This window comes from bacterium, assembly GCA_024742285.1.
Classification (GTDB): domain Bacteria; phylum Myxococcota_A; class UBA9160; order UBA9160; family UBA4427; genus UBA4427.
The window spans coordinates 94552-119633 of sequence record JANSYR010000011.1; the positions used below are offsets into that span (position 1 = coordinate 94552).

General features: G+C 62.3%; 21 protein-coding genes and 1 tRNA gene. 7 read left to right on the forward strand and 15 right to left on the reverse strand.

What is annotated here, in order from left to right:
• Nucleotides 1-164: 164 nt before the first annotated feature.
• The 4 genes from NXI30_19260 to NXI30_19275 all read left to right on the forward strand — a co-directional run bounded on the left by NXI30_19260 (nt 165) and on the right by NXI30_19275 (nt 3482).
• Complete coding sequence (locus tag NXI30_19260) at nt 165-896, forward strand: lytic transglycosylase domain-containing protein (protein MCR9096370.1); 732 nt, start codon at nt 165-167, stop codon at nt 894-896.
• 103 nt (nt 897-999) lie between these two features.
• Complete coding sequence (pgsA, locus tag NXI30_19265; GenBank protein MCR9096371.1) at nt 1000-1698, forward strand: CDP-diacylglycerol--glycerol-3-phosphate 3-phosphatidyltransferase; 699 nt, start codon at nt 1000-1002, stop codon at nt 1696-1698.
• A 206-nt stretch (nt 1699-1904) separates the two neighbouring features.
• Nucleotides 1905-3218 (forward strand): nucleotide sugar dehydrogenase, encoded by a 1314-nt coding sequence (locus NXI30_19270; protein MCR9096372.1) that lies wholly within the window; start codon nt 1905-1907, stop codon nt 3216-3218.
• A 188-nt stretch (nt 3219-3406) separates the two neighbouring features.
• Nucleotides 3407-3482, forward strand: a tRNA-Gly gene (locus NXI30_19275).
• A gap of 1520 nt (nt 3483-5002) precedes the next feature.
• Here NXI30_19275 and NXI30_19280 read toward each other — a convergent pair.
• From NXI30_19280 to NXI30_19310, 7 genes are all read right to left on the reverse strand, one after another.
• Nucleotides 5003-7165 carry a hypothetical protein gene (locus NXI30_19280; GenBank protein ID MCR9096373.1) on the reverse strand — a complete coding sequence of 721 codons (2163 nt, stop codon included), beginning with the start codon at nt 7163-7165 and terminating at the stop codon, nt 5003-5005.
• Nucleotides 7166-7599: 434 nt separating this feature from the next.
• Nucleotides 7600-7776, reverse strand: a complete 177-nt coding sequence (locus NXI30_19285; GenBank protein ID MCR9096374.1) for a hypothetical protein — start codon at nt 7774-7776, stop codon at nt 7600-7602.
• Nucleotides 7777-7841: 65 nt separating this feature from the next.
• Nucleotides 7842-8807 (reverse strand): hypothetical protein, encoded by a 966-nt coding sequence (locus tag NXI30_19290; protein ID MCR9096375.1) that lies wholly within the window; start codon nt 8805-8807, stop codon nt 7842-7844.
• 22 nt (nt 8808-8829) lie between these two features.
• Nucleotides 8830-9405 (reverse strand): hypothetical protein, encoded by a 576-nt coding sequence (locus NXI30_19295; GenBank protein ID MCR9096376.1) that lies wholly within the window; start codon nt 9403-9405, stop codon nt 8830-8832.
• Nucleotides 9406-9542: 137 nt separating this feature from the next.
• A complete protein-coding gene (locus NXI30_19300) occupies nt 9543-10616 on the reverse strand; it encodes a hypothetical protein (protein ID MCR9096377.1) in 1074 nt (357 codons plus the stop codon).
• Between the two features lie 631 nt (nt 10617-11247).
• Entirely contained in the window at nt 11248-12126 is an 879-nt protein-coding gene (locus NXI30_19305; protein ID MCR9096378.1) for a hypothetical protein, read from the reverse strand.
• Between the two features lie 271 nt (nt 12127-12397).
• Nucleotides 12398-12961 (reverse strand): hypothetical protein, encoded by a 564-nt coding sequence (locus NXI30_19310; GenBank protein MCR9096379.1) that lies wholly within the window; start codon nt 12959-12961, stop codon nt 12398-12400.
• 67 nt (nt 12962-13028) lie between these two features.
• Here NXI30_19310 and NXI30_19315 point away from each other — a divergent pair, with 67 nt between their 5' ends.
• Both NXI30_19315 and NXI30_19320 read left to right on the forward strand, forming a co-directional pair.
• Entirely contained in the window at nt 13029-13892 is an 864-nt protein-coding gene (locus NXI30_19315; protein MCR9096380.1) for a hypothetical protein, read from the forward strand.
• 137 nt (nt 13893-14029) lie between these two features.
• Nucleotides 14030-14464, forward strand: coding sequence for a hypothetical protein (locus NXI30_19320; GenBank protein ID MCR9096381.1), 435 nt, complete (start codon nt 14030-14032; stop codon nt 14462-14464).
• Nucleotides 14465-14527: 63 nt separating this feature from the next.
• On the opposite strand, the gene NXI30_19325 is transcribed toward NXI30_19320, so the two are convergent.
• The 3 genes from NXI30_19325 to NXI30_19335 form a co-directional block, all read right to left on the reverse strand.
• Complete coding sequence (locus tag NXI30_19325; GenBank protein ID MCR9096382.1) at nt 14528-16273, reverse strand: hypothetical protein; 1746 nt, start codon at nt 16271-16273, stop codon at nt 14528-14530.
• A gap of 1374 nt (nt 16274-17647) precedes the next feature.
• Nucleotides 17648-18127 carry a hypothetical protein gene (locus tag NXI30_19330; protein ID MCR9096383.1) on the reverse strand — a complete coding sequence of 160 codons (480 nt, stop codon included), beginning with the start codon at nt 18125-18127 and terminating at the stop codon, nt 17648-17650.
• 107 nt (nt 18128-18234) lie between these two features.
• Complete coding sequence (locus NXI30_19335; GenBank protein MCR9096384.1) at nt 18235-18879, reverse strand: hypothetical protein; 645 nt, start codon at nt 18877-18879, stop codon at nt 18235-18237.
• A 658-nt stretch (nt 18880-19537) separates the two neighbouring features.
• Between NXI30_19335 and NXI30_19340 the strand changes: the two genes are divergently transcribed.
• Nucleotides 19538-20818: a site-specific integrase gene (locus NXI30_19340; GenBank protein ID MCR9096385.1), complete on the forward strand. Its 1281-nt coding sequence runs from the start codon at nt 19538-19540 to the stop codon at nt 20816-20818.
• On the opposite strand, the gene NXI30_19345 is transcribed toward NXI30_19340, so the two are convergent.
• Genes NXI30_19345 through NXI30_19365 form a run of 5 tightly spaced genes read right to left on the reverse strand, consistent with a single transcriptional unit; the run spans nt 20815 to nt 25064 of the window.
• A complete protein-coding gene (locus NXI30_19345) occupies nt 20815-20967 on the reverse strand; it encodes a DUF2958 domain-containing protein (protein MCR9096386.1) in 153 nt (50 codons plus the stop codon). The genes NXI30_19340 and NXI30_19345 overlap by 4 nt on opposite strands.
• On the reverse strand, nt 20960-22924 hold the full coding sequence (locus NXI30_19350) for an MMPL family transporter (protein MCR9096387.1): 1965 nt from the start codon (nt 22922-22924) through the stop codon (nt 20960-20962). Before NXI30_19350 ends, NXI30_19345 begins: the two co-directional genes overlap by 8 nt.
• Before the next feature lie 3 nt (nt 22925-22927).
• The gene (locus NXI30_19355) at nt 22928-24151 is read right to left on the reverse strand and encodes a cytochrome P450 (protein ID MCR9096388.1); all 1224 of its coding nucleotides are present in this window, start codon (nt 24149-24151) and stop codon (nt 22928-22930) included.
• A gap of 31 nt (nt 24152-24182) precedes the next feature.
• A complete protein-coding gene (locus tag NXI30_19360) occupies nt 24183-24401 on the reverse strand; it encodes a hypothetical protein (GenBank protein ID MCR9096389.1) in 219 nt (72 codons plus the stop codon).
• A 3-nt stretch (nt 24402-24404) separates the two neighbouring features.
• Complete coding sequence (locus NXI30_19365) at nt 24405-25064, reverse strand: tetratricopeptide repeat protein (protein ID MCR9096390.1); 660 nt, start codon at nt 25062-25064, stop codon at nt 24405-24407.
• Between the last annotated feature and the right edge of the window lie 18 nt (nt 25065-25082).

The window sequence follows — 25082 nt, forward strand, 5'->3', positions numbered from 1 at the left end:
CGGGCGATCGGGGGCGGGCTCAGGTCCCGCCCCGAAGGTTCCGATAGCGGAAAATACGGAATTCTATCGGGCCCTTGCGGCGCGATCCATCGCGGAGCGCGCAAGGGTTCGGGCCACCCCTTGGGGGCTGTCGGGCCGGCGCGTCCGGCCGAAGGAGTCTCCGCATGATCCGGGATCCCCGACATCGCCGCCGCAGGACACGAAGCGCGTGTGCGCTCTTCGTGGGCGTCGTGATGGCGGCGTTCGCCGGGCCGGCGGTCGCGGGCGGCATCTACAGATACATCGACGCCGGCGGCGCGGTCCACTTCAGCGACTCGCCCCGGGACGCCCGCTACGAGCGGATGCGACCGGTCCACCAGGACGGGATCGTGATCACCCCCCGTCCTCGCGCCATCGTCCCGACCGAGCGCGACTACGACCAGCTGATCGAGCAGAAGGGGCGGCGCTACGGCGTCCATCCGGCGCTGGTCAAGGCCGTGATCGCGGCGGAGTCGAATTTCCAGCCCGGCGCGGAGTCCCATGCGGGGGCGCAGGGAATGATGCAGCTGATGCCGGCGACCGCGGCGGAGCTCGGCGTCGAGCGCCCCTTCGGCGTGGTCGAGAACATCGACGGCGGCGTCCGCTACCTGCGCGCCATGCTCGACAAGTACGGCGACGTGAAACGGGCGCTGGCGGCCTACAACGCCGGCCCCGGGACCGTCGATCGCTACGGCGGCATTCCGCCCTACCGGGAAACCCAGGCTTACGTGAAGCGGGTCCTGGAGTACTATCGCGGCTACTGGTCCGAGTTCGAGCGATCCACGCGCCTGGCGGCAACGCCGCGCGCCGGAGCCGCGCTGGCGGCGCCGCGCTCGACCGCCGGACGAACGGGTCGCGTGCCGCTGGGGGGGCGCTAGCGCGATGTACGATTCCACCGGACACGAGACGGATTCGGGCGCGCCCTCCGGGCCGGTCGTGATCCAGTTTCCCGATCGGGGTGTGCGGGCGAGGGGGGACGGCATGAGCACGCAGGAAAGCGGCCTCGACTCCTCGGCGTCGTCCGGGTCCCCTGAACACGAGCAGGGCGAGGGCGCGGCCGATTCCGGGAACGGGGCCGCGGACGCGCCGCAGCTCGACGCGTCGGGAATGCCCGTCGAGCGCTTCTGGAACCTGCCGAACACGGTGACGATGCTGCGGATCGGCGTGGTCCCGGTTCTGCTCTTCCTGCCGATGGCCCTGTCCGAGCCCGCCTCGACCTTCATGGCCTGGGCCTTCATCATGGCCGCGCTGACCGACTGGCTCGACGGCTACCTGGCTCGCCGCAACGGCGGCAAGGACGTGACGCGGATCGGCAAGCTGCTCGACCCGCTCGCGGACAAGCTGATCGTCTCGACCGCGCTGATCATGCTGCTCGCCGTCGGACGGATTCCCCTCTGGGGAGCCGCGATGGTCGTCGTGATCGTCGGTCGCGAGCTGGCCGTGACGGGTCTGCGAGGGATGGCGGGCAGCGCGGGGCACGTCGTGGCGGCCGCCTGGCCCGGCAAGCTCAAGACCGTCGTCCAGAGCAGCGCCATCGGCGCGCTGCTCTTCCACTACGAGACGATCGGTCTGCCCGCTCACACGGTCGGAATGACACTTCTGGCCGCCGCGACGGCACTCACGTTGTGGTCGGGTTGGCTGTACTTCTCCGACTATTTCGGGTGGAACCGAGACGCCTGAGCGACGTTGCGTCGTTTTGGACGCTCGTTCACGCGGGTGCATCCCTCGGGAGGGTGGCCCGCAGATCGCAGGCAACCGATCCTCCCGGGCGGTGACGTACCCGGCGTAGACCTCCGGCCGAGGGGGCGTCGGGTCGTTCTGCATCCGACATCCTCCGACATTCGCAGATCCCCTCCGAGGCCCCGCCTCGAAAAGGACTCCCCCAGATGAGCAAGCTCCAGGATCTCCGCGCGAAGATCGAGGCCCGCGAGGCGCGGATCGGCGTGATCGGTCTCGGTTACGTCGGCCTCCCGCTCGCCGTCGAACTCGGCGAAGCCGGCTTCCGCGTGATCGGCTTCGACGTCGATGCGTCCAAGGTGCGCACCCTCGGCGAGGGGCGCTCCTATATCGGAGACGTCCCGTCCGAGGACCTCCAGGCCCAGATCGACGGCGGCCGCTTCGAAGCGACCGCCGACTTCACGAAGCTCGCCGACGTCGACGTGATCAACATCTGCGTCCCGACGCCCCTCAACAAGACCCGCGACCCCGACGTCTCCTACATTGCCTCCGCGGTGGAGGAGATCCGCAAGCACCTCCACGAGGGCCAGCTGATCATCCTCGGCTCGACGACCTATCCCGGCACGACCCACGAGTTCGTGATCCCGATGCTCCTCGATTCGGGCCTCGAGATCGGCAAGGACTTCTCGATCGCCTTCGCCCCCGAGCGGATCGACCCGGCGAACACGAAGTTCAAGGTGAAGAACGTGCCGAAGGTCGTCGGCGGCGAGACCGCGTTGTGCACCGATCTCGCCTGCGCGGTCTTCGACACCGTCTTCGACACGACCGTCCCCGTGTCCTCGACGCAATCCGCCGAGATGGTGAAGCTCCTCGAGAACACCTTCCGCGCGATCAACATCGGCCTCGCCAACGAGGTCGCGCTGATGTGCGAGAAGCTGGGCCTCGACGTCTGGGAAGTGATCGACGCCGCGGCGACCAAGCCCTACGGCTTCATGAAGTTCACCCCGGGCCCCGGCCTCGGAGGCCACTGCATCCCGGTCGATCCGGCCTACCTCTCGTGGAAGATGAAGAGCCTGAACTTCCCCGCCCGCTTCATCGAGCTCGCCACGGAAGTGAACTCCGGCATGCCCGACCACGTCGTCGACCGCGTCGCCGAGATGCTCAACGAAGACCGCCTCGCCGTGAACGGCGCGCGAATCCTGATCCTGGGCGTCGCCTACAAGTCGAGCGTCGACGACATGCGCGAGTCCCCGGCCCTCGACGTGATCGCGGGCCTCCGCGCCCGCGGCGGCGACATCCGCTACCACGACCCCTTCGTCCCGGAATGCACGATCGACGGCGAGTCCTTCAAATCGGTCGACCTTACCGACGAGGAGATCAAGACGAGCGACCTGGTCGTCGTCCTCACCGACCACCCGAACGTCGACTACGACCGGGTGGTGAAGGTCGGCCCCCGCGTCTTCGACACCCGGAACGCGACCAAGGACGTCGCCCGGGATCGGGAGAAGATCAAGAAGCTCTAGACGCTGCCCCACGAATCGGTCGGAAAGGCCCGCAAGTACCTGAAATTGCAGGCTTCGTGCGGCTTTCCGGGGGTTGACTCCCGAACCCGATTCGTTTATAAAATGCGGCCCGTCGCGGTGATCCAGCCACCGCCTCCCACGCTCCACGCCGGGCGAGGGCCACGACGGCCGACAGATTCAGTGATTACGCACGAGTAGCTCAGCTGGTAGAGCATCACGTTGCCAACGTGAGGGTCGCCAGTTCGAATCTGGTCTCGTGCTCCATCAAATCGCAAGCGCTTCCGACCATTTACGGCGGGAGCGCTTGCTGCTTTTGGGGGTCTCTGGTCCGGTTTGGTCCGGCTTTGGTCCGGCGTGGCGTCCGCAAGAAAATCGAGCTCATCCTCCGGCGCGGTCATCAGGTGCGAATAGGTCCGCAGCGTGATCTCCGCGGAGGCGTGTCCGAGGACCGTCTGAACCCACTTGATCGAGCGGCCCGCGTCGAGTGCCCAGCTCGCGAAGGTGTGCCGGGCGCAATGGAAGTGGAGCTTTCGCACGCCGTGCTGCTCGTTCGCGGACTTGCGCAGCCGATCGAACCCGCGTGCGAAATTGCGCTCGTCCCATCGCAGGCCCCGCGGTGAGAGGAAGACGTAGTCGTCTCCCGAGGGATCGCTCGCGCCGTCGCGGAGGTCGCCGAGAACGCGTCGTAGCGGGGCGGAGATCGGTACCTCGCGGGAGCGCCCGCTCTTGGGTGTCGTGACATGACCACGGACCAGCGCGCGGCGCACCCGAATTTTGTCTGCCCCCACGTCCTCCCAGCGGAGGCCGAGGATCTCGCCGCGCCGCATGCCCGTGTGGATCGCGCAGGTCAGGGGAGCCAGCAGCAGTGGCTCCTCTTCCCGAGCGACGTTCAGGAGCTCCTTCACCTCGGATCGCGTCCAGGCGTCGATATCCCGAGGTTCATGCTCGAACCGTCGTGCGACTCGGGCGACGATTCTCCCGGATCCGAGGGCTGGATTTCGATTCAGCAGCCCTTCCTCCACATGAAGTGCACAGACTCGCCGGACGACCGAAAGCGCCGTCTCGACGGTGCGCGGAGCGAGGCCCGATTCGAGCTTGGCATGGGCGAACTCGATCAGATCCTCACGCGATAGATTTCTGAGGTCTACAGAACCAAAATGTGGGCTGAGATGGTTTCGGATCAAGCTGCGCGCGTTCGCCTCGGTACTGCGCGCGAGTTCGGGGCCGTGGCTCGCGAGCCAGCCGTCGAGACATCGATCGAGGGGTAGCGCGCCCTGTCGGAGCCAGGCGCTACGTCCGCTCGAGCGCCGGTTGATCTCCTCGGCCATGGCGATGGCTTCGGACTCGCTGGCGCATTTCTCGTCGAACTGCTTTCCGTCCGCGTAGACCCGGACGAACCAGCCGCGTCCCGGTCGATGTCTCACTTTCGCGCTCATTATCACGAAACTACCCCACCTTTCGGATCAGTCGATCCACGCGTGTCTGGACATCCGGACGTTGGTCTGGCTCAGCGTGAGGGTCATCATCGGGACCGATCTCTCCGATCCAGACGCGGAAGGCTCGCGTGGGAACCACCCGTACACGTCCAAGCCGCCGGCTCTCAAGACGGCCCGATCGGATCGCCTCTGAAACAGTCCTTCGGGAAAGGCCGGAGAGCTCGACGCATTCGTCGATTCGAAGATGGGGGAGCTCCCGCCAGGGGACGTCGTCTCTCTTGATACCCATGAATTCGATCTCGGTCTTCGGTTCTGATTATGATTCGGGGCTCATCCGAGCCTCAGAAATCAGAACGATTTGCCAGACGAGCGACTGCCGGTCCCGAGGAGGCGCTCCAACACCTCTCGAAAGTCGACGAGGCGAGCCACTTCGATGGTGATTCCTTGTCGGAGTTCAGCTTCATGCTCCGACTCGACCTTCGCCCTGATCAGCTGCATGCGAGAAGGGGACTCGACGAGACTCACGATCGTTTCGAATCCGGCGGTTATATCCTTTCGAATGTTCGCCATCTCGTGTCCCGGGCTGGTCTCGACCTCGCATGCAACTGGTGCGACCGATTCGAGGCGAATCGTTACGTCGACCCGCGCGCCACTCGATTCGTCTTCGATGTCGGACTTGGCCCCCAGTCCGACCGCGAAATCTCTCAGTGCCGCTACCCACCACATGTGGACCGGGCCTCCCCTCCCAAGTCCGTGTTGTTCGATTCTGACGCCGAGAGAATCAAGAAGCGCGTGGCCAGCCGGGGTGATCTCGAGCAGAACCCGCGAGCTTCCTCGCGTGCCAGGATTGACGCGGCGTTGTTTGATAAGTCCCTCCGCTTGGAGGCGCGCCCTCATGTTGTTCCCCTTCCATGCACTGATGTGTAGACGCTTGTCTCGCGCCGTCGTCGAGTCCACTGGACTCCCTGCTATGGCTTCGAGGTAATCGAGGTCTTCCTTCTTCAGCGTACGCGGCAGCTGAGGGGGTTGACTCTCCTGGTCGCTAGGATCGGATGCTTCGCTCTGAGTTTTCCTCGGACCGGCCGCGGATTCGCGCCCGCCCTCGGTCTTCACCTCGACTGGCCTTCCGGGCCAATCCGAGAACTCGGGCGCCGGAACGGTCGGGATGTGATCGAGCGCTGACACGCTTTGGGCGACGTCCTCGTCCGTGACGGTCGGTGGTACCTTGACTTCTGGAATCGAAAGAAGCATCGGATGTCGCCATCGACCGTCGGCAGTCTGAACGATGTATCGTCCCGCTTCCAAGTTGTGCTTCGCCCACTGGATCTGCTCGCGCGAGAGCCCCATGTCGCCGCCGAAACGCACATAGTCGTCGGCGGTCCCAAGCGGCCCGACGTATCGCGTCCCCATGTTCGCGCTGAGGCTCTTCGGCAGCCCTATGCCCGTCTGAACGTTTCCGAGCAGTGCCAGGCCGCTCCCGCGGATCAGACCCGCCTGCTCGATCACCGTCGGGTTCACGATGTCGCCTCCCGACGGTTCGCTGAAGAATCGCTGGCTGTCTTCGAGTGCGATCACGAGCGAAAGCGGGCCGTTTACGATTCCCTCATCGATCTTGTCGTTGAAGATCGAAGACAGTGTGGTCTCGAGCATGATTTGCTTCGCGCTCTCCGAGGCATCCTTCATCTCCAAGACGATCGAGTGCTCCGCGAAAACCGATGCTGGCCATCCACGCTTCCACGCATTGCGGTGAAACGGGTGAGACTCGACGAGTGAACCGACTCGGTCGAGAACCGCGTCTCTCGCAGCGGGGTTCTGGCCGCGCTTAGACTCTATTCGAACGAGGGCTTGCTGCAGGCAGGGCCATTCCGTGCGCGGCCCGTCGAAGATGCCGTACTCGGCGTAGAGCTCATGGATCGTCGTTCTGAAGAGAGCGCGTGCCCTAGACGGGAGTCCAACGCGTGAGGCAAGGATGTCCGAAAACCGCGCGGCGTGGGCAATGGGATCGCGATCGTCCGACTGAAGCGGATTGAAAGGCCAGGCGCGCGGTGTGAGGACGATGAGCTCTTTCCCGCATCGCGCAAAATACGGGAGCAGATGACGGGCCTGCGTCTTGTACATGTCGAGTAACATAAGGGCGACGTTCCGCATCGCCGCCCATTGGAGCGCGTGAAACGCAAGCAGATTGGATTTCCCTGCTCCCGTATGTCCGGCGATCAGTGTTCCGCGCGTCAAGGAGTCTCGAGGAACACGGATCGGCCGGCCGTCATCCAGGAAGCCGAGAATGAAGTCGCCCTCAAGAGGAGGGGGAACGCGGAACGGGACTTCCTCCCCGAATTTGGCTTTCATGCGGAGGGGGTGAGTGAGTTCGTAGATCATCTCGATGTCGGATGCGTCGGCCTCACCGGCGCGCCATACGTCCAATAGGCTCTGCCCGAGATCCGATTCGAACGCTCCGCGTTTCGACCCCCACACGATCTCATCGATCAGATCCTGTCGATCGCGCCTCGCCATCACCCACCCCGAAGAAGAGCCAGCGTTCGGGCAAGACCTCGGACGGGGGCCGTCCACAGCGCGCATTCAGGACACAGGTGTGCCCCGGACCCGTCGGTGCCGGCCTGTGCGTGCCGGCTGCAAATGCCCCGGCCACAGCGAGCGCACAGGTACCAGTGCAGGGCGCAGGCGACTCCCCGACAAACCTGGCATCGCCCGCCGGCGGCGAGATCGGTCGCACTACAGCCACAGGTCTCGAAGTAGCGGTGCTCGACGACGACCGTTCGATCGATCGAGCCTTCCTCGGAGCGTGAAATGTTCACGGACCGAATCGGGACCATCGGGACCTCGCCCTGTTGGATGTCGTACTCGACGATCCGCTTCACCGGTCGTGATCGGTTTCTGAAGAGACGGCGAAATCCTGCCATTCAACATTCTCCTTCGGGGAGCTCGGTCTAGAAGAACCAGGGCGTGTTGAAGAACTCCGTGTCGAGGTATTCGAGGGCGAACCAGCACAGGCGAACGACCAGGTAGGTGGCGAGCAGCGCGATGGCGCCGAGCGCCGTACCGAACAGCATCCAGAGGAGGATCTGGAGGAGCCGCAGAAGCCAGAACAGATTGAATGGGTTCACCGTATGGGCCTCCTCTATGCTGGGGATGCAGGCGCACTCCTCGCGGGGATCTCCGAGGCGATTCGCTAGTCGGTGACAAGAATCCGTGCGGTGTTCTTGACCTCGGAGAGGAGGGAGCGACGACGCGAAGATCGCGCCCTGGCCTCCCTCTGCAGCACCCCACCCCGTACATCGGCGGGAGAGAATATGGGCATCGTCGGGGTCGAGAACTGTCGAGGAGGCAGTTCGAACATCCGCTCGAGAACCCAGCGGTCACGACGCCTCACGGCCAGCACGAAGAACATGACCGGATCGACCCGGTCGATGAAGGCTACGCCCCGGCGCTCCCGATCGTCGGTGTCCTCAACAAGGATGTCGTGAACGACGGCACGTCGGAGATCGGTCCGGCGGGCATCCGGTTGGACTTCCTCGACGCGGATGTCGTAGTTGTTCCCCGAAGCACCGTCGATGAGCTCGATGCAGTCTTGGACCGGCACGCCCTCGAGAAAGGCCGCGGTGCGCGACGCAGTGGATGCGTGGGTAACGGCGCGTGCGCGTTCGGTTGGGTCGGCGTTCGCGGCCCAGTCGGTCATCTCCCGCGACGTCGTACGCTCACCTGCACCATCCGCGACGCGGTCGAGAAGCTTTTGGGTGCCGCTTCGCGCCGCTGTCATTCCCGGTCCGGAGGCGGCGACGATCGCGTTGGAGAATCCGAGACCCCGCCCGGCGTGGCCGTCTGACAAGAGAAGGGCTGTTTGGTGGAGGTTGGGAAGCGTAGTCCCTTCCCAAATCGCTGCCGTGGCTGGTGCGTCGTCGATGAAGGTCGCGCAGTACGTCGCGTTCGATTCACGCGGCGCGCGGTCCTCCACGTGCGAGGTGGTGATCCCCTGCGACCGCAGGTCCGTCGCCCGCTCGAGAGCCCGGCCCGGCTCCGGGTCCACGATCTGGACTTCGCTCTCGCGCACGCCGTCCGGCGCAAGTCGGAGCAGCTCCTGCAGGTGTGCGTTTCCGCCGCGGTTCATACCGTTGAGCTGGATGGTCTTCTTGGTCATGGTGATGTTCTCCTTGTGGGGGTCAGTCGATCCGGAAAAAAATGCGGCGCGCCCTCGGCGCCCACTCGGCGAAGAACGCCTCGAAATCGCTCCGATCGCGCGTGTATTGCGCGACGTTGACCTTGCTGCCAATGAGGCCCGGCCAGGAGTAGACGCGGATCTCATCGGGGGGCTGGCCGACGCGAGGGCAGAGCTCGAGCATCCATCTCGGGGTCGGACTCTCGGCGGTCCCGGAGCTTCGTCTGAGCGCTCTCGACCGCGGACTCTCCTCGTGGAGGTCGCTGTAGAGGACGAGGCTGTAGGGCTCGGTCTGCGTCGCGGAAATCAGGTGCACCGCTTCGAGAAGGGGGGTCTCGCCGACACCGGACGGCAGGTCGCCGAGGGCCTTCTTCAGTTGGCTGACGAGATCCACGACCGCCGCTTTACGGGCTTGGAAGGCTGGCATGGCGAGCGTTGGAAACGTGAACGATCGACTCTCGGCCGGATACGGGGCGGAGGCCGGTGCGAGCCACCAGAGCGTATAGACGTCACCAGTTTCGCTGTGCAGAGCCCACGTCTTCATCGATTCGAGGGCCGCGTCGTGAATTCGCTTCGACACGGAGGGGCCGATGGATCCGCTGGTATCGACGAGAAGATTAAAATTCGAGGTGTCTTCGCGACCACAACCGGCGAGGGCAGCGATGCAGAACAAGATGAGTGCACGGCGGTATTGCGTGGAGGGCTTCGTTCGTGCGCTCATCGCTGCCTCCGCTCGTCGATTGCCCAGCGCGCGATTTGCCGCGCAGTCGAGTCGATTTCCCCCGAGAGTTCACGAAAGGCGCGCCGAACCTCTCGGTCGACCAATCGTCTCGTCGCGGCCTGTTCGCCCAGGATCCGATTTTCGAGTCGGGCGATCTCGCGCGGAAGGGTCGTCTGGAAGAGGGACCGGGTCCGCGTCCGGACCTCGCGACGGACAGCCGACCAGCGTCGGCGAAGCCGAGTGACGAGGGCTTGTGTTCTCGCGTCGACGACGCGATCCGCGTTCTGTGCGAGGAAGGCGGTCCGCTCGTCCAGTGCCTCGGTAGCGACCTCGACGGACTGCGTCGCCACCAACGGCATCACGAGCGGAGGGACGACGAAGAGGATGCCGATCCCGACGATGAAGCCGATGATGCGGGTTGACTCCCATGTCGGACTGACCTCAACCAACGACATCCGGAGGAAGGCGAGTACGACGGAGATGACGACGAGGCCCACGCCCGCCATCCAGCGGACAGCGGGCTTGGATTTCGAGTTTGTGGTCCAGTGCGCCAGTAAGAAGAGCACGAGGCTGGTGATGGGGCTCAGTACCGGGAGGAGTCGGCCCGCTGAGCCAGCCGTAGACCCGAGAATCGGGTCGAGGGTCATGAAGACCAACCCGGTCTCGAGGCACACGAGGCCGACGGCGGCTATTAGCCCAAGGGCGATCCGCCAGTGGAATCGATTCAGCTGTCCGAGTACGAGGCGCGCACGCTGGCTGGCGCGGACGGATTCCTCGTTCGGCGGCTCGTCAGGGAGCGGCGACTCGATCGCGAGGCGAACTGAGTCCTCGTAGTCCTGACGGAGGTCGGAGAGCTGGACCCCGAGCGACTCGATTCGTGCCCGCCGGATCGCTATCGCGTCTCGGGCCCTTTCCGCGGCGGCCTCGCCGGCTTGGCGAACCCGATTTTCAAAGAGCATCCCGCGGACGCGGACTCGATTGCGATTCGCCTGCGTGCGGAACTCGAGCGCTATGGCGGCGAAGGCCTCGTCCTCGACGACGGGCTGGCCCGTGAGCTGCCCATACGTCACTCGGCTCAGGTATTGGCGGGTGGAACTCCGGAGAAAGGATCGAATCTCGCGGTAGCGAGTCCACCCGTTCCAAGCGTCGACGAGCGTCCATCGGCGGGTGGGTACAGGCGGTCGCGGATCGCGGACTTCTCGCGACGTGCGAGGGGGCGGGACCGGGAGGCCAGCGTCGTCGCCGTGATCGTCACGCATCGGTGCTCTCCGAGGGGAGGGCGACAGCGACCTCGGCGAGACCGGGAATGGAGCGGCGGGGGCGACGCGGGGTAGCTCGGAACTCGCCGATCAGTTGGCGAACGAGCCGACCGGCGCGGCTCCGGAGCAAGGGGCGTCGTCGGTATGGGCAGCAGCGAGCGTCTTGCATCGAGACCCGACCTCCGATCGTGTCTTGGTTGACACGACCCTAGCGGAGGATGGGTCCAAATCAATAAGTGTATTTTGGTTCTTTTAATTCTTGTCGAGAAAGTCGGGTCATAAAGTTTCAGGTCGCGTCAAGATGAGCCGAGGGGCTTCTCGTCTGAGTGACTGTCCGGATGTGTCCCCATGGGACCGTTCCGCTCGCTCGAGCGGATGTCATTCCTAATCCCCTCATACGTGGATTCTTGTCGTCCGGGAGCCCGCCGTTTCGCAGTCGTCATCAGGCGGCCGACGAACGGGCCTCGAGGAGGTGCTCACAGAACGACCAGAAGGAATGCGTGAAGTCCGCGCCCATGGGCGCATGGAACTCGAGCTCCTTCTCGTCGTCGCCCATCGGAAAGAACCCGAAACATCGCGTGCCCGTCGTGGAGCGCCGGGGATTCCGGTACCGGAAGATTGCGTAGCGATGCCCGGGGACGAAGAACGGACTCGAGTCGCACGCAATGAGCCGGATTCTGTCGTCTAGCGGTAGGTCATTGGCGAGCGACTTCCGGACCTCCCTCTTGAGGCGCTCGACTGCCACCGTGAGGCTGTCTACGCCGGGAATCGGGTAGAGGCCTTCGGAGGCTGCGCGTTTGAGCGCGGTCGGGCTCGGCACGAGGTAAATGAGGGTGGCGCCTCGAGTGACTGCGCGGCCCAACTGGGCCCCGAGTTCTTCGAGGTGCGCCGCTCTCGACTCCTCGGGCTGGCGATCGAAGCTGCAGTGGACGTAGATGTCGTCCTGGGTGAGCGCTTCGAACTGGGGCTGAATCTCCTTCGCCAAGTTCTCCTTGATCATTCGTCGGAGCTTGGGCAGTCGACCATCGATCTCCGAGTTGGCGAGTTCGATGCTGAGACCGTCGCGGGCGTCCCGTTGATCTCGCGTTCGCGTTCGGGCGGTCGAGCGCCCGCGGGTCCAATCGACGGCAAATTCGCGCTCGAGAATGTCGATCTCACTCGGAAGCCCCGCGACCCGTGCGATCGACGCGATGTCGGCTTTGGCGAAGCGGCCGTCTCGAAGCCACCCCTTCAGGGAGTCGTAGGGGACGTCGGCCTCGCGAGCCGCCGCCGCGATCGACAGGCCGCGCTCGCGGAAGGCTTCCTTGAGGACATCGCTCAATGCGGGTCTTTCCAAAACTGTCTCCTAGAACGGGTCTGCGGCCCAGGCGGGCTGGGCCTGGGCCTCGGCCTGGCTGACCACCACAAAATCATCCTAGCAGGTGAATATTAATTTGCACCGATTATAAACCGGTGTAGAGTCTCATGAGGCTGGGCAGGCTCAGAGATCCTGCCCAAAAGATTTCCCAGGGGGCGTGCAGGCCCAGGCTGTGTCGCGCCGCCGCTACCGGATCGGAGCGCCTATGGCCGAGGAGCCCATCTCCACGCAGTGGCTACGACTTTTCCGGGGAACCCAGGCCCCGGAACTCTTCGTCCGCGACCTCGAGTCGCTCCTGGCGCTGCCAGCCGACGCGCAGAATGAAGTGGTGGCCCTTCTTCGCACTCGGGACACGATTCTGGCCGAGATTCAGCCGGAAGAATTGAGGGACCTGGAGCAGCGCACCGGCTCGAGCAGAGATGCTCTGACGAATGGATTCGACGTCGTGCGCTTCCTGCTCCGCGAGATCGCGACGTCCCGCGTCAGCGTTGAACAAGCGATCGAGGATCTCCGCACTCTTGGCCGTTCGGACGAGGACGTGGCTACCGTCGGCGGTCTCGTGCGGTCCTTGCTCGATACGCGGACCGATCTGGTGGCTGAGGTTCGAAAAACCCGCCACGCGCTCGGTACGCTCGATACCGTCGATAGCCTGGCATTCGCAATCGACTTCCGCGCCGTCGAGGAGGACGATGAGGTAGTTGACCTGGCTCCAGTTCTCATCGTTCGCATGGGGATCGACGGTCGCAAGGAGGATGTCGTGTTTCAGCTCAACCAGCGCCTGTTGGGCCAGTTCGTCCAACGATTCTCGGAACAGCAGGCGAAACTCGAGGCGGCCGCCGATCGCGTTTCTATCAATCCCACCGGACGTGGGACAGAGTAGCGAGATGCAATCAAGTAGTTATTTCGGGTCGAATCTCGGCGACCGCCTCGGGCTACTAGGCTCCGATGAAATCGATCTCGATCTGGGCATAGGGTTCGTCGACTCAGGCTCGTCGTCTTCAGAAGCAGATCCGACTTGTTTCGACCTCTCAGCGAGGGCCTCCGGCGAAGGCCTGCTCTTGGGAGAACGGAGGCGCAGCCGTCTCCGGGCGCAGGCGCGAAAGATCGAGTCAGCTCACCAGAAGCCCTACTTGGGCGACGACGCTCCTGAACTGCTCCGCCACCGGAAGCTCGATGAGCGTGGTTCGCCTCGTCAGCCCGTGGAAGGCGATGTGGTTCGAGAGGTTGAGACGTCGTATCACGATTGGTCGGCTCTCGAGAATGAGATTGAGTCCGATGCTGTGCTCAGGGATCGAGTGACCGCGTTCAATACGACGAGCGATCTTGCGGGGGCGGCTCGCGACTCGCGATTTGTCCGATCAGTCCTCGAGTTCGATGATTGGTCGCTGCGGAAGAACCTTCTTGAGATGTGCGAGTTCCGCGGGATCGATCCGGGGCCTCGCATGGCGGCTGCCTGTGTGGCCTTTCTCGTGTTCGCTGAGACCCGATTCGACCAAGCCGTGCCCTACCTGCTCTCCTATGTCGGATCCGCTTGCGAACGAGGACTACCGGATCCGCCAAGCGACTTGGCGGTCTACGCATTGTCGTGCATTTGCGAATCCGATGTTCCCGAACCGATCGGGTACCGATACCAGGATGACGATAGGGAACGTGTACTTCAGCAGGCGTGGGAGTACGCCCGATGCCGCTACGTCGTGTCGCGGAGCAAATACAGGTCGGGTGCAGGCTGAGGACAAGTCGAGATCATCGGCGCATTCCCCACCTTCATTACGGTCCCGATTGGCGAGTGGTCGGCCCTCACGGCAGCCGAGCGATAGGGCGTCTACACAACATTGTCAGACTTTACGATGAGGAATGGCGCACAATCTTGATTGAGCGAGACCGTGAGCGCGTGCGCGAGTTTCAACGCGAAGATCCGCAATTTCGCCGACTCCCTTCTCTATCTCTGGATGAGTGCCTTCGGTGCAATTGTGTGGGGCAGGCGTTCGGGCTTCCCTACACAACCATCGATGTTCACGATCTCCATATCATTCTCGATGAAGTTGCTTTCGAGCAAAGACAGCCCGGCGAGTCGCAGCCCGGGGATCTCGTGATCTATCAAGCTTCGTCGGGCTTAGATGAACACGTTGGCGTGGTCGTCTCGGTCGAATCAGGCGATGTGCGGGTGAGGTCGAAATGGGGGAGCAGCTTCGAGTACGAACACAGGATCCTCGCGGTTCAGCCGCAGTGGAGGCATCGTGTTCAAATTCTTCATTCCGTGGAGGGCTGGCATAGGGCCGTAGTTCACGAGCCGATCGTGTGACTGATGAGCCGGACGGGACGGTTCCCCGCCAGACGTACCTTTCGGTTGCTGGCTTTGCGCATTCTACGCGGTGTGACCACCCGTAAGCTCCCTATCTCTCAAGAGAAGATGAACGCGTCGTGCCGACTGGCTTGACAGGCCATCGACTACCTTTTGAATTCGGTCGGATGCGGCTTCGTTGGTCGCAACGATCCAGATCTGGGAGAAGTCGGAGTTGAGGCAGTTCTGGATGTTGTCTGCGACTGAGGATTTTCCGGTTTCGACCTCGATCGCGATGCGCTCTGAATCCCTGGTCGCCACTACGTCGACCCGTCCGCCGAGCCGCGCTGCCTCCTTCGTAACGTCATAGCCGACCGCACGGAATTTCTCGACGTAGAACTCCTTCCAAAACGCATGCTCAATTGATTCGGAGCGGGAGCTCTCGGAGCCGCGTGTCAGTCGGTACGCGGCATGCGTGGGCCGCAGGACAAGCTTCTTTGTTTGGCCGACAGGAATAGATGCGGACGCGAGCAGGCCGCGAGCGATGAGTGAGTCCTTGAGCCGGGTCCCCCGGTCTGCGCTCAAACCGAGTCGTCGGTAGCGAGTACGAACCGCGTCGAGTGGATGCTGATCGCAGTCCAGAAGAAAACGGATATCGAGCGACTCTGGAGCGCCGCCAATCGCGGCGCTGGAACCTATCGGGTCGGGTCCTGCGGGTAGTCTCCACCGGTAACTTGCTCGCACCCTTCCGCTGCGCAGATGGTGAGCAAGCACAGCATCCGTGACGCACCCCTTCGCAACTTCCTGTTTTGGGAAATGCACCATGAAGGGCTTCTGCCAGCGTCCCTGAAGCTTGACGATTCCGTCGCCCAGCGGGAGGCGGTTCAGGTACCGCTTCTGATTCTCTTGGAGCAGCATCATCGCGGCCGCTCGGTTGATGTCGGTCGGCTCCTTGAGATTTAGGCAGATGCTCGTGTAGGTGTTGCCGAGCGCGGCGCTGCTGATGAGGTGCGGGTGCTGGTCGACAACGACAACGCCGATCCCCACCTCGCGGCATTGCCGGAGCAGTCGGTTCATCGCCGACTCCTTTGCTCGGTTTTCCTGGCGGTAGAGGAAGTGATGCGCCTCCTCGACGATGATCATCAGGCGGACCACCTCGCGATCGGGAGCCTGGAGTCGATGGTGGAATAGCCACGTCATGAGCGTCGACACGAGAAACTGCTGCGCCTTCTCGTCCAAGCCATCGAGCTCAATGATCGTGTTCTGCCCAAGAAGCTGATCAACCAGGCGGGATGGGTCGCTGGAAGCGGCCTCGAAGCCGCCTGCGAAGGTGAGGCTCTCTAGGGCTCGGACCATGGATGCCTTCCAGCCGACGGCTCGCCCTTGAACGTCGAGTTCACGCGCTGCCTGAAGAATCGAGTCGATCGTTGGCCAAGGCTGGCTTGGCCCGTACGCGCCTATAACGAGCTTCTGAAGCTGGCTTCTGGCTCCGTCCCCGAGAGTGAAGGCCGCCGCGAGGGCGTCTATGAGCTGCGCGACGTGGGCGCGGAGGTCCAGACCTGGGGGTGGTATCAGCGGATTGAACGAGAGCGGGGAAAGCGATCGCCCCGGCGTGAACAAGTTCGTGGCGCGTTTCAGCACTGGAAGCAAATGTCGCACGGTCCGTTTCGTGTCAAGAAATAGGAACGGGATGCCTTGCTGACCAAGCTGGCGGAGGAGCCCGAATACGATGTTCGTCTTGCCGCTTCCCGAGCGCCCGTAGAGGCCAATCCCCTGCAGCAGGTCCGCTCGGCTGAGCCCGAATGGATGGGAAAGCTGGAGATACTTCACGCTGCCAAGATGAATCGGGCCGGCCGCGAGTGCTGCCGGGGGCGGGGGCAGCAGAATCGAATCCGCCCAATCGCCTAGGATCCTTCGGGCTGTGGCCCCTATATGTCGCTCCAGAAGCTGTCTGGATTCGGCATCCAAAAGGGGGAGGGCGCTTCTCCATCGCCGAACGCTGGAACCGATGATCGGTTCCAGCTTCGCGAGGAGATCTGAGGTGGATTCTATTCTGTCCCTCCCAGACCAGCATGCTGCCGCAGGCGTTTGAAGAGCTCGTCCTGCAAGGCAGAGATGTCGCTCTCGTGGTCCCGCAATCGCCGCAAGCGATCCCGCTCCAGAGTGAGCAGCTGATTCTTGAGATTGTCGCGTGACTTAGCCCGATATCGCGGAATACGGGGCAAGTACGAATCCAGAGCCATGAGATCCGTTCCGATCCGGCACTGCGCGCGGAGAATTTCACGCAGATGGCCGCGGTGGAGGTCTCGGACGCGATCCAGCCTTTCCGAGAGTATTGCGATCTCGAGGCCGAGCTGAGCCCGCGGCGTACTGGGAGAGAACGCGGTCTGCGTTCGTCGAAACGATCGCGCGATCGATTCGAGCCTCTCCGCTACTTTGGCCATGGGCAACGATTGGCTCGTAGCTGGAGCCATTGAATTTTCTTGCCTGGTTGCGTGAGCTCGTAGAAGGGGTGAGATCTCCTTCTCCGTGGAATCCGGCGGACCACGCACTGCGCATGAAGAAAGCGAATAGCGTCCCGCGCATTGTTTCCGCTCATGCGAATCGTTGCGTCGCGCATCTTTGCGAGCAGACGGATACGGGCCGGCTGCATCGGCTCGCGGAGCGCTCGGATGACGAGGCTTCGATGGGTCGAGCAGGTTCGTCCATAGAGCTCCCAGTCGAGGTCAGGATAGGTGAGTGTTGGTGGCTCGAGCTCTTGATCCCGATAGAGGCTGGCCTGCATCTTGGCCCCGCGTGTGGTGAGCCAGTAGACGCGATGGTTGACGGCTCCGGGATTGAGGCAGACTACGAGTCGATCCGCGTGAAGGCGGCGGAGAACGGCGCAGCATTCGCTACGCGGGACTCTCGCTCTCGCGGAGCACTGCGTCGCGGTCAGAGGCTGATCCACGACAACAAGGATTCGTTGGCGTCGATCCAAAGCAGGTAATCGAAGCAACCTGGGTGATATCTGTGGAATACGCTTGTCCATGCGACGGGTTGTACGGCGCGCTCGCACTCGAATGCCACGAACGCGCGTGCGTCTAGACAGCGACTTCTCGGTTTTTAAAGCTTTCTCCGGATAGTTCGACGCTTCAGAGTTGACGCTTCTCGCCCCATCAGGGGTCTCGGCTGGATCGTGTGGATCTAGTACGGGAGCTCGCCTCATGGTTCCTCCACGCGGCGCTGAACCTCATCCCAGACGTCTGCGATCGACTGTGATCGAAACCAGAGCATGGAATGATCAGCGCAGTGCTTCGAGCAGAAGAGGCTCGAGTCGCTGGGGTCGATCGGACGCGTCGAATCGAGCTCGTCGATCGTTGAGTCGTGCACGCGAATCGCTCGCATGCCGTAGCCGAGGGGAGCTCCGCATCGATCGCATGCTGGCTGATTCGGTGCACTCGTGTTGGCAACGATCGGTGGCATGGATGTGCCGCGATAGCTGTGGATGTCGTCCAGTATCTTGTAGTCGAGAAAATGTTCATCCGAGCAGAACACCAGCAGGTCATCTCTGTCGCTCTTCGGGACAAACTCGTTGATGCCGATCACGCTGTCTTCCGCGACGATGACTCGGGATCCCTGGTCCAGGGCCTCGCCGCAGGTGTGGCACTTCCACGCTGAAACTGAGAATTCATCGGGCGTCATGTTCTGGATAAGGAGCCCGAGTTTATTAACAGTTCAACTGGATCGGTCGTCCCGTGTAGGCAGCATGATGTGCTCAGGCATTGAGATCGTGCGGTCGTGCCTCCCAGTTACTTCGCATCCTTAGAAATCGATCTGTATCCACCGCCTCCGACGACCACGTGGTCGAGGAGCGGGACTCCGAGAATCTCGCCCGCTTCCGACAGTCGCTTCGTGACCGTGAGATCTTCCTTCGAGGGATCCAGGTTCCCTGAGGGGTGGTTGTGGGCGACGATGATTCTGGAGGCATTGGCCAGCAGAGCCCCCTTGTAGACCTCCCTTGGATGGACGAGGGAAGCGTTGAGGGTGCCGACCGAGATCTGCTCGAGTCCGCAGAGCCGGTTTCGGGCGTCCATGTGAACCGCGTAGAAGGCCTCTCGGTCCAGGGCCTGGAGCGGTGACAAGAATCGCGCGACATCAGCAGGCCCGTGGATGGGCGGCCGCTCGGTCGTCTGTGGCCGGCTGAGCGATAGCTCCACGCGATAGTCAGAAATGTCGAAGTAGGCGCTGCTCGGTCGATCTTCGTCCCCGGCGCTGTAGCGCGGGCGTGAGGGAGCATCGGAGCGCGGATGTATGAGTAGGACGTCATCCTCCGCCGTCACCTCGAACTCCGTTCCTGGGTAGTAGCCGTGCTCCTTGAGCCAGTTCCCCGAGAGTCGAATCTGTGGGTACTCCTTGCCGTTCGATGAGTAGCTTGAAACTCGTCTCCTTCTCATGTCTCAGCGGAGTCGATCTCGCTTGATAAACCTTCATCTGGATAGGTGGATTGGTTCGCGACTGATCGAATAGCGCAGCGTTCTTCGGCTCTATCGAACGCATCGAGACGAGCTCAGTTCACAGTTTCTAGCGAAGCGCTGCCGATGTCAGGTCGGCTGTCGTTCGCTAATGGAGATAGCGTCGCCGCGCCGTGGTACTGGACAACATTGCTAAGAGCGATGTGGGTATTCCGGGAACAACAGTGGACTGTCTGAGAGCTGAGCGCGTCGAGCGCGTCCGGCCGCCGCGTGAAGGGCAGGTTTTCCGCCCGAACGCGTCGTGTGCCGGCGTTCACAACGGGCAAGCGGCGACGCGAACGATCAGCTGCGGATAGCGTCCGAGAAATTCGACTCTCGAGTGGCGATTGTCGTCGGAGGGCGTGTGGTTGCCAGATTCGCAATCCGGAACGAAACCGAAAAGCTTAAGTACTTGAGGAACGTATTTCGCTCAACGGAAAGTGCATCACGCGTTCGAAACGAGCGTTTGGGGGTCGAACTTTCGGCATCATGCCCGGTTGGGGCGTGCTACCGAAAGTTCAATCTCCCGCGTTCGGTACGTGTTCGGAACCCTATCCAGGTGAACGAATATTAGAGCGCGATGCCTCGTATAGCTGGAGCAATGGCAGAGGAGGATATTTACGGCAACAAGAGAAGATACGAACGGATGGTTGCGAACATCGACGCGCTCGCACTTCCGGTGACTTCGCATGGAGTTCGTGGCCGTCGAAAATACCACTGCAAGAACCCTGACAATCTTCAGTACTTCCATCGACTACACAGAATCTTCGAGAGCCGCGATACCAGCTTCACGCGGAGGGGCAGGTTGCTGGGAATACTCCTGTTTCTGACTGCGGCAACAGACAAGAATCTGGCTGATTGCGATCGGGAGGACGTCAATGAGATGGTTGCGAAGGCACATACAGTGAACCACTCGAGCGAATCAAAGGAGACCTTCTTCAAGGCGATGAAGTACATCTGGGGGCAGCTCTTCCCGGAGCTTGACTCAAGGGGGCGAGTTCAAGATGGAGTTGTTCCATACCCAGTCAGGCACGTCTCCACGCGGGTAGACAGGAGTAGACAGCGCCGGCGAAATGACCGCCTGGCTGAGAGTGAGATCGATCGGCTGATCGCGTACTTCGGTACCGATCCGCAGATGCAGGCCTACATAGCCCTCGCGCTGGAGTCGCTCGGGCGGCCCCAGGAGATCTGCTACACGCGGGTAGGGGACGTCGAGATCAGAGATGGGGCCGCGAAGATCTGGGTTAGCTCGCACGGGAAGGAAGGGACGAAGTTTCTTCATTGCATTGAATCATATCCGTACGTGGCTCGTTGGCTTGCCCGGCATCCATACCGCGATGATCGAGAGGCGTTTCTCTTCATTGCATCCGGCGAGAAGGATCGCCAACTCACACCGGCGAACATCAACAAGAAGCTACGCCTCGCGTGTGCTCGACTCGGAATCGAGCGACGGATTACCGCGTATTCGCTGAAGCGGAACGGCGTGACTATACGCCGGCTGCGCGGGGAGTCCGACGTGGAGATCCAGCACGTTGCGGGCTGGACATCAACGAAGCAGCTCAAGACCTACGATCTCTCTAGCGCCGAAGACGTCTTCTCGAATCAGATGAGTCGAAAGCTCGGGCCCTCGCAGGTCGCCGCAGGAGAGTCCGAGAAATCTGTTCGGAGGACGTGTGCCTGTGGCGCACTTGCGGCCCCGATTGACAGGCTCTGTGGGACCTGTGGGCGAGTACTTGATCCGCAGCAGATCGAGCGGGAGCAGCAAGCAGATCGTGAGATCAGGGAGGTGTTTGCGAGAGCGCTTCAGAATCCGGAAGCGAGCCTTGCAGAGATAATCGCGGCGTATAGAAAGGAGAGGGTCTTCTGGGGATCTTCGAGCTAATACCGTCTGGCGATTCGCTGAATGGCTCCGGCGCGTGTGGGCGTCCAATGCAGGTCTCGGTCGACTTCTATTCCGCTGCGAGTCCTTAGGGACCGCAGTTCAGGGAGACTGAAGTAGCCCCACTCGGCATCTTGGTGGCGGTCAAGCAAAGAAGCCGGTCACTTCGACCTTTGCCTCGGGCACGATGGCGCGGAGCGGCTCGACGTTCTCTTCGAGAAATCTGATCTGAGAGCCGGCTCCAACTTGAGGCGCTTTCAACGTGACCCGCGCCAGCTGAAATCTCGAATCCACGACTTCTTCGAGATCGTCGCTGCCCGCGTTCTCGAAAAGCAGTAGTTCCTGTGCGATCAGCTTGCGATCGGAGGCTACCGAGTATGCATCGGAAGCCCCTTGATTGAGCGCCTGGTGGATTTCCTTGACGATATCAACGACGGAGATCGTCTTTGTGATTCGGACGCCCTCGGTATCGGTGGCCTCGGCGTATGTCTGCAGGCGCTCGATCCGCTCGAGAAGCTGCGGGTCGTGCAGACCATTCTCGTGCCCGGAGTCGAGAATGAGCTCCATTCCGCTCGCTCCGCCCATTGTGCGATCGATTGATTCGATGGCGATCCGAGCCTCGTTCTCTTCGGGTAGCCGTTCGAGCGGGTCATAGTCACTCGTGATTTTCGGAATACCGGCGCCAGCCACCGACAACACGACGAGAGCGCAAGCGATGACGCTCTTTGGATAGCGAGTTCCGATGCGCCCGCAGTGTTCGAGTAATCGTTCCGTCATCGGATCGGCCGTATCTGCGGTCGATGTGCGCGCCCGAATCTGGATCAGCGCAAGCACGGCAGGGAGCGCGGTCAGAGAGAGCAACGCCGCACCGAGTACGCCAAACGGAATGAACAATCCGATGTCTCGAATCGGGACGAGATTGGCGGGGACGAAGGACAACATGCCACCAGCCGTCGTGAGGCTCGACATCAAGATCGCGGGTCCTGAATGATGCAGCGCGCCACGCAGTGCGTTTTCTCGCGCCTGCCCCCGATCGAGGTTCTGGAAGAAAATCGCCAAGAGGTGGACCGAGAATCCCACGCCGACCGCAAGAATGAAGGAAGGGACGATCTGGCTCACGAACGTGAGCGGGCGGCCTGTCGCTCCCATCAAGCCGAGCGTCGCCACGACTGAGGCGCTCACGAGCGTAATGGGGAGCAGAACGGCAGCCCAGCGTCGGAAGACGAGGAGGAGGAGAGCCCCGATGGCCATGAACGCGTAGCCGGAGAATCGCGTGAGCTCCCGAAGCGTGAGCTGTTGGATCTCCCGGTTCAGAACCGGTGAGCCCGCCACCTCGATTTCGACGGCCGGGTGCGTAGATCGGAACGTCCGAACGAGCGCTTGCGCGGCCGCAACGAGCTCTCCGACTTGTGCCTCTGAGAGGTATTCGATCTCGTCGTCGGGCTCCCCGTCGGTGGTCGCGTCGCTGAACCCGGCGAGCACGTCGAGATCGACGGGTGCAAACGTCAAGGGCCGAATCACGATTCCGACGGTCCGCCCGTCTGTTGACAGGAATAGATCGCGATAGAAGGGATTGTCTCTGGCGAGCTGCTGCAATCGGGAAACGGCCTGAGGTGAGTCAGGCCATTCGTCGAACAGCTCTCCCACGATCAGCGTATCGCCTTCGCCGCGAGTCTCACGGGCGTTGATGAGGCTCTGGACTTCGTCGACGTAGGGAAAGTCGTCTTCTATCTGCTCGTGCAGCTCACGCAAGACGGTGAGGAAGTCGGGATCGAAGACTCGGGGCGGCGTGATTGCGACGAGAAGGAAGTCGTCGCGGCCGAACTGCTCGCGTAGCAGGTCGTAGCTTTGGCGGATCGGATCATCGACGTCCAGATACCGGTCGACGTCGGCCAGAAACTCGAGCCTCGGAAGCTGGCCGGCCAGCCCCAGCACGATCGCAAGGGCGCACACCAACACCCTGCGCGGGCGTCGATGGCAGGCCAGTCCGATCGCAGCGACTGCAAGTTCGAGTCGTCGACGAAGGCTCGGGGCTCGCGGACCCTCACGTGGTGAATCTGGGCCGGCGACAGACGCGGCATCCGCCGCGGGGGCGTCGGATTCAGACATGAATCATTCGTGGAAATCTACCGGCAGGGATTCGATTCGGCTGAACATGCCGAAGCGCGTCCATTTGACGGCGTCTTCGACGAGCGAGGAGCACCAAGGGAGGAATTCGAGCGCTGCCTCGTACATGCAGGCAAGTTCTTGCCGGGCGAGATTGGCGCCCAGGCAGTAGTGCGGACCGTGACCGAAGATCGTCAAGGCCTTCACGTCTCGCCCGAGATCGAGCTTGTCGGGGTCCGGAAACACGTCTGGGTCGCGGTGTGCCCCAATGAAGCTGAGGAGCATCAGCTGGCCCTTCTTGATGTCCCGCCCGTGGAACGAGAAGTCCTCGAGGGCGTAGCGTGGCATTCCCATCGAGCCGAAATCGAAGCGCATGAGCTCGTCAACGGCGTTGGCCATCAGTTCTGGGTGTCGCCAGAGTCTTCGCATTTCGCCTTTGTTCAGCAGCAGCGAACGGAGTCCTCGCGTGGCGGCGATCGTGGTCGTTTCGGTTCCAGCAGCAACGAGGCCAGCGACCATCAGGACGATTTCGTCATTCGTCATCTGGTCGTCCTCGTCGTGGGTCTGGACGAGATCAGTGATGAGGTCGGCTTCAGGACGTCGTCGCCGCTCGGCGGCGAGAACGCGCACGTAGTCGCAGAGTTCCGTCATGGCGTCTTCCGAGCGCTTTCGCTCTTCGGGGCTGAGAAACGGCGAGACGCCGCGAACCGCTTCCCTACCGAGCGTGCGCCAACGCAGCTCGTCGGTCCCATTCGGCGGAACACCTGCGATGCGTCCGATCACGACGTTGGGAACCGGCTCCGTGAATTTTTCAAACAGATCCACGAAGCCGACTCGCCCGCGCAACGGATGGGCGTACTGAGCGACGACATCACGAACTTGTTGCTCCATTCGCTTTACGGCACGTGGAGTGAGAGCCGAGGAAACCAGCCGGCGCATCCTTGCGTGCTGCTCGGGTGGGGCGGCAAACGGTCCGTTCTCGGCGATCCACCGTGCCGTGGTGCCTTCGGGCGGAAGGGAGTAGTTCGCATAGGCGCGACGATCGTTGGTGACCCGCGAATCGGTGAAGAGCGACCTCACGTCCTCGTGGCGTGTCACCATCCAGGCATCGAGCTCTCGGATGTAGTGGACCGGATCCTCGCGACGGACGCGCGCTACGACGTCGGCCGGATTCGTCTGGAACTCTTCACTGAGAAAGATGTCGGTCAGGGCGGTCTCTGCAGCACTCATTTGTAGATTTCCTCCTGTTGATGGATCCGATCTATGCAGCCTTGAACGAAATCTCGACGGACCGCGGTCCCCGCAACGCCAACGAGTCGAGCACGGGGATCTCTTCTGCCGTCTGCTCGAGATCCCAGCAGCGTTTCCAGCGCGATTCGAGCTTCGAGTCGTGCGAGGGATGCGCCGAGGCAAAAAGAGTCATCGGGAACGAGTGCTTCTCGATTTGCGTTCCTGCGAGTTCGACGGCCTGCGCGGTCATGGATCAATCCTCTCGCAAACGTGGCTCGTTGATTGTGGTGTTCTGAATCTCTCGCAAGAGTCGGCGGGCGCGCTCGTTGGCGGGGTCCGTCGACAGAATCTCCTGGAGTCGGAGTACCGCCGATTCTGCATCTCCCGCGATCGCGTCGAGCTGAGCCAGACCGATCGTGACCGAGGCATTGCCGGGCGCCGCAGATCGTGCCCGCAGGAGGTGGGAACGGGCCCCTGTGAAGTCACCGTTGTCGGCGAGTGCTGACGCGAGGTTCATGTTCGCCGCGAAATGCTCGGTATCCAGGTTGAGCGCAGCCCGATAGAGCTCGACTGCGCGTGTGACGTCGCTGCCGTGGAGAAGTGTTGCAGCGGTTGCGTAGTCGTCGGCGTTCGCGCGTCGGAGCTGGAGAATCCTCTCGAAATGCTCGAGCGCTTCGTGATTGCGGCCGAGCGCGGCGTTCACGTTGAGAAGTGCGCGGAATCCATCGTCGCTCCCGGGGTTGCGTCGAATGACTTCTTCGCCCCATTCGATGGCCTCGAGATGCCGCCCCCTCGCGACGAGTGCGTCGATGAGGTCAATTTGAACGCTCTGATTGTCCGGGAGGGAATGCGCGAGCTTTCTCTGCCAATCGAGTTCGGATCGGCTGGAGCCCATTTGACTTCCGGTCAACACCGCGATTGGAATAAGGAG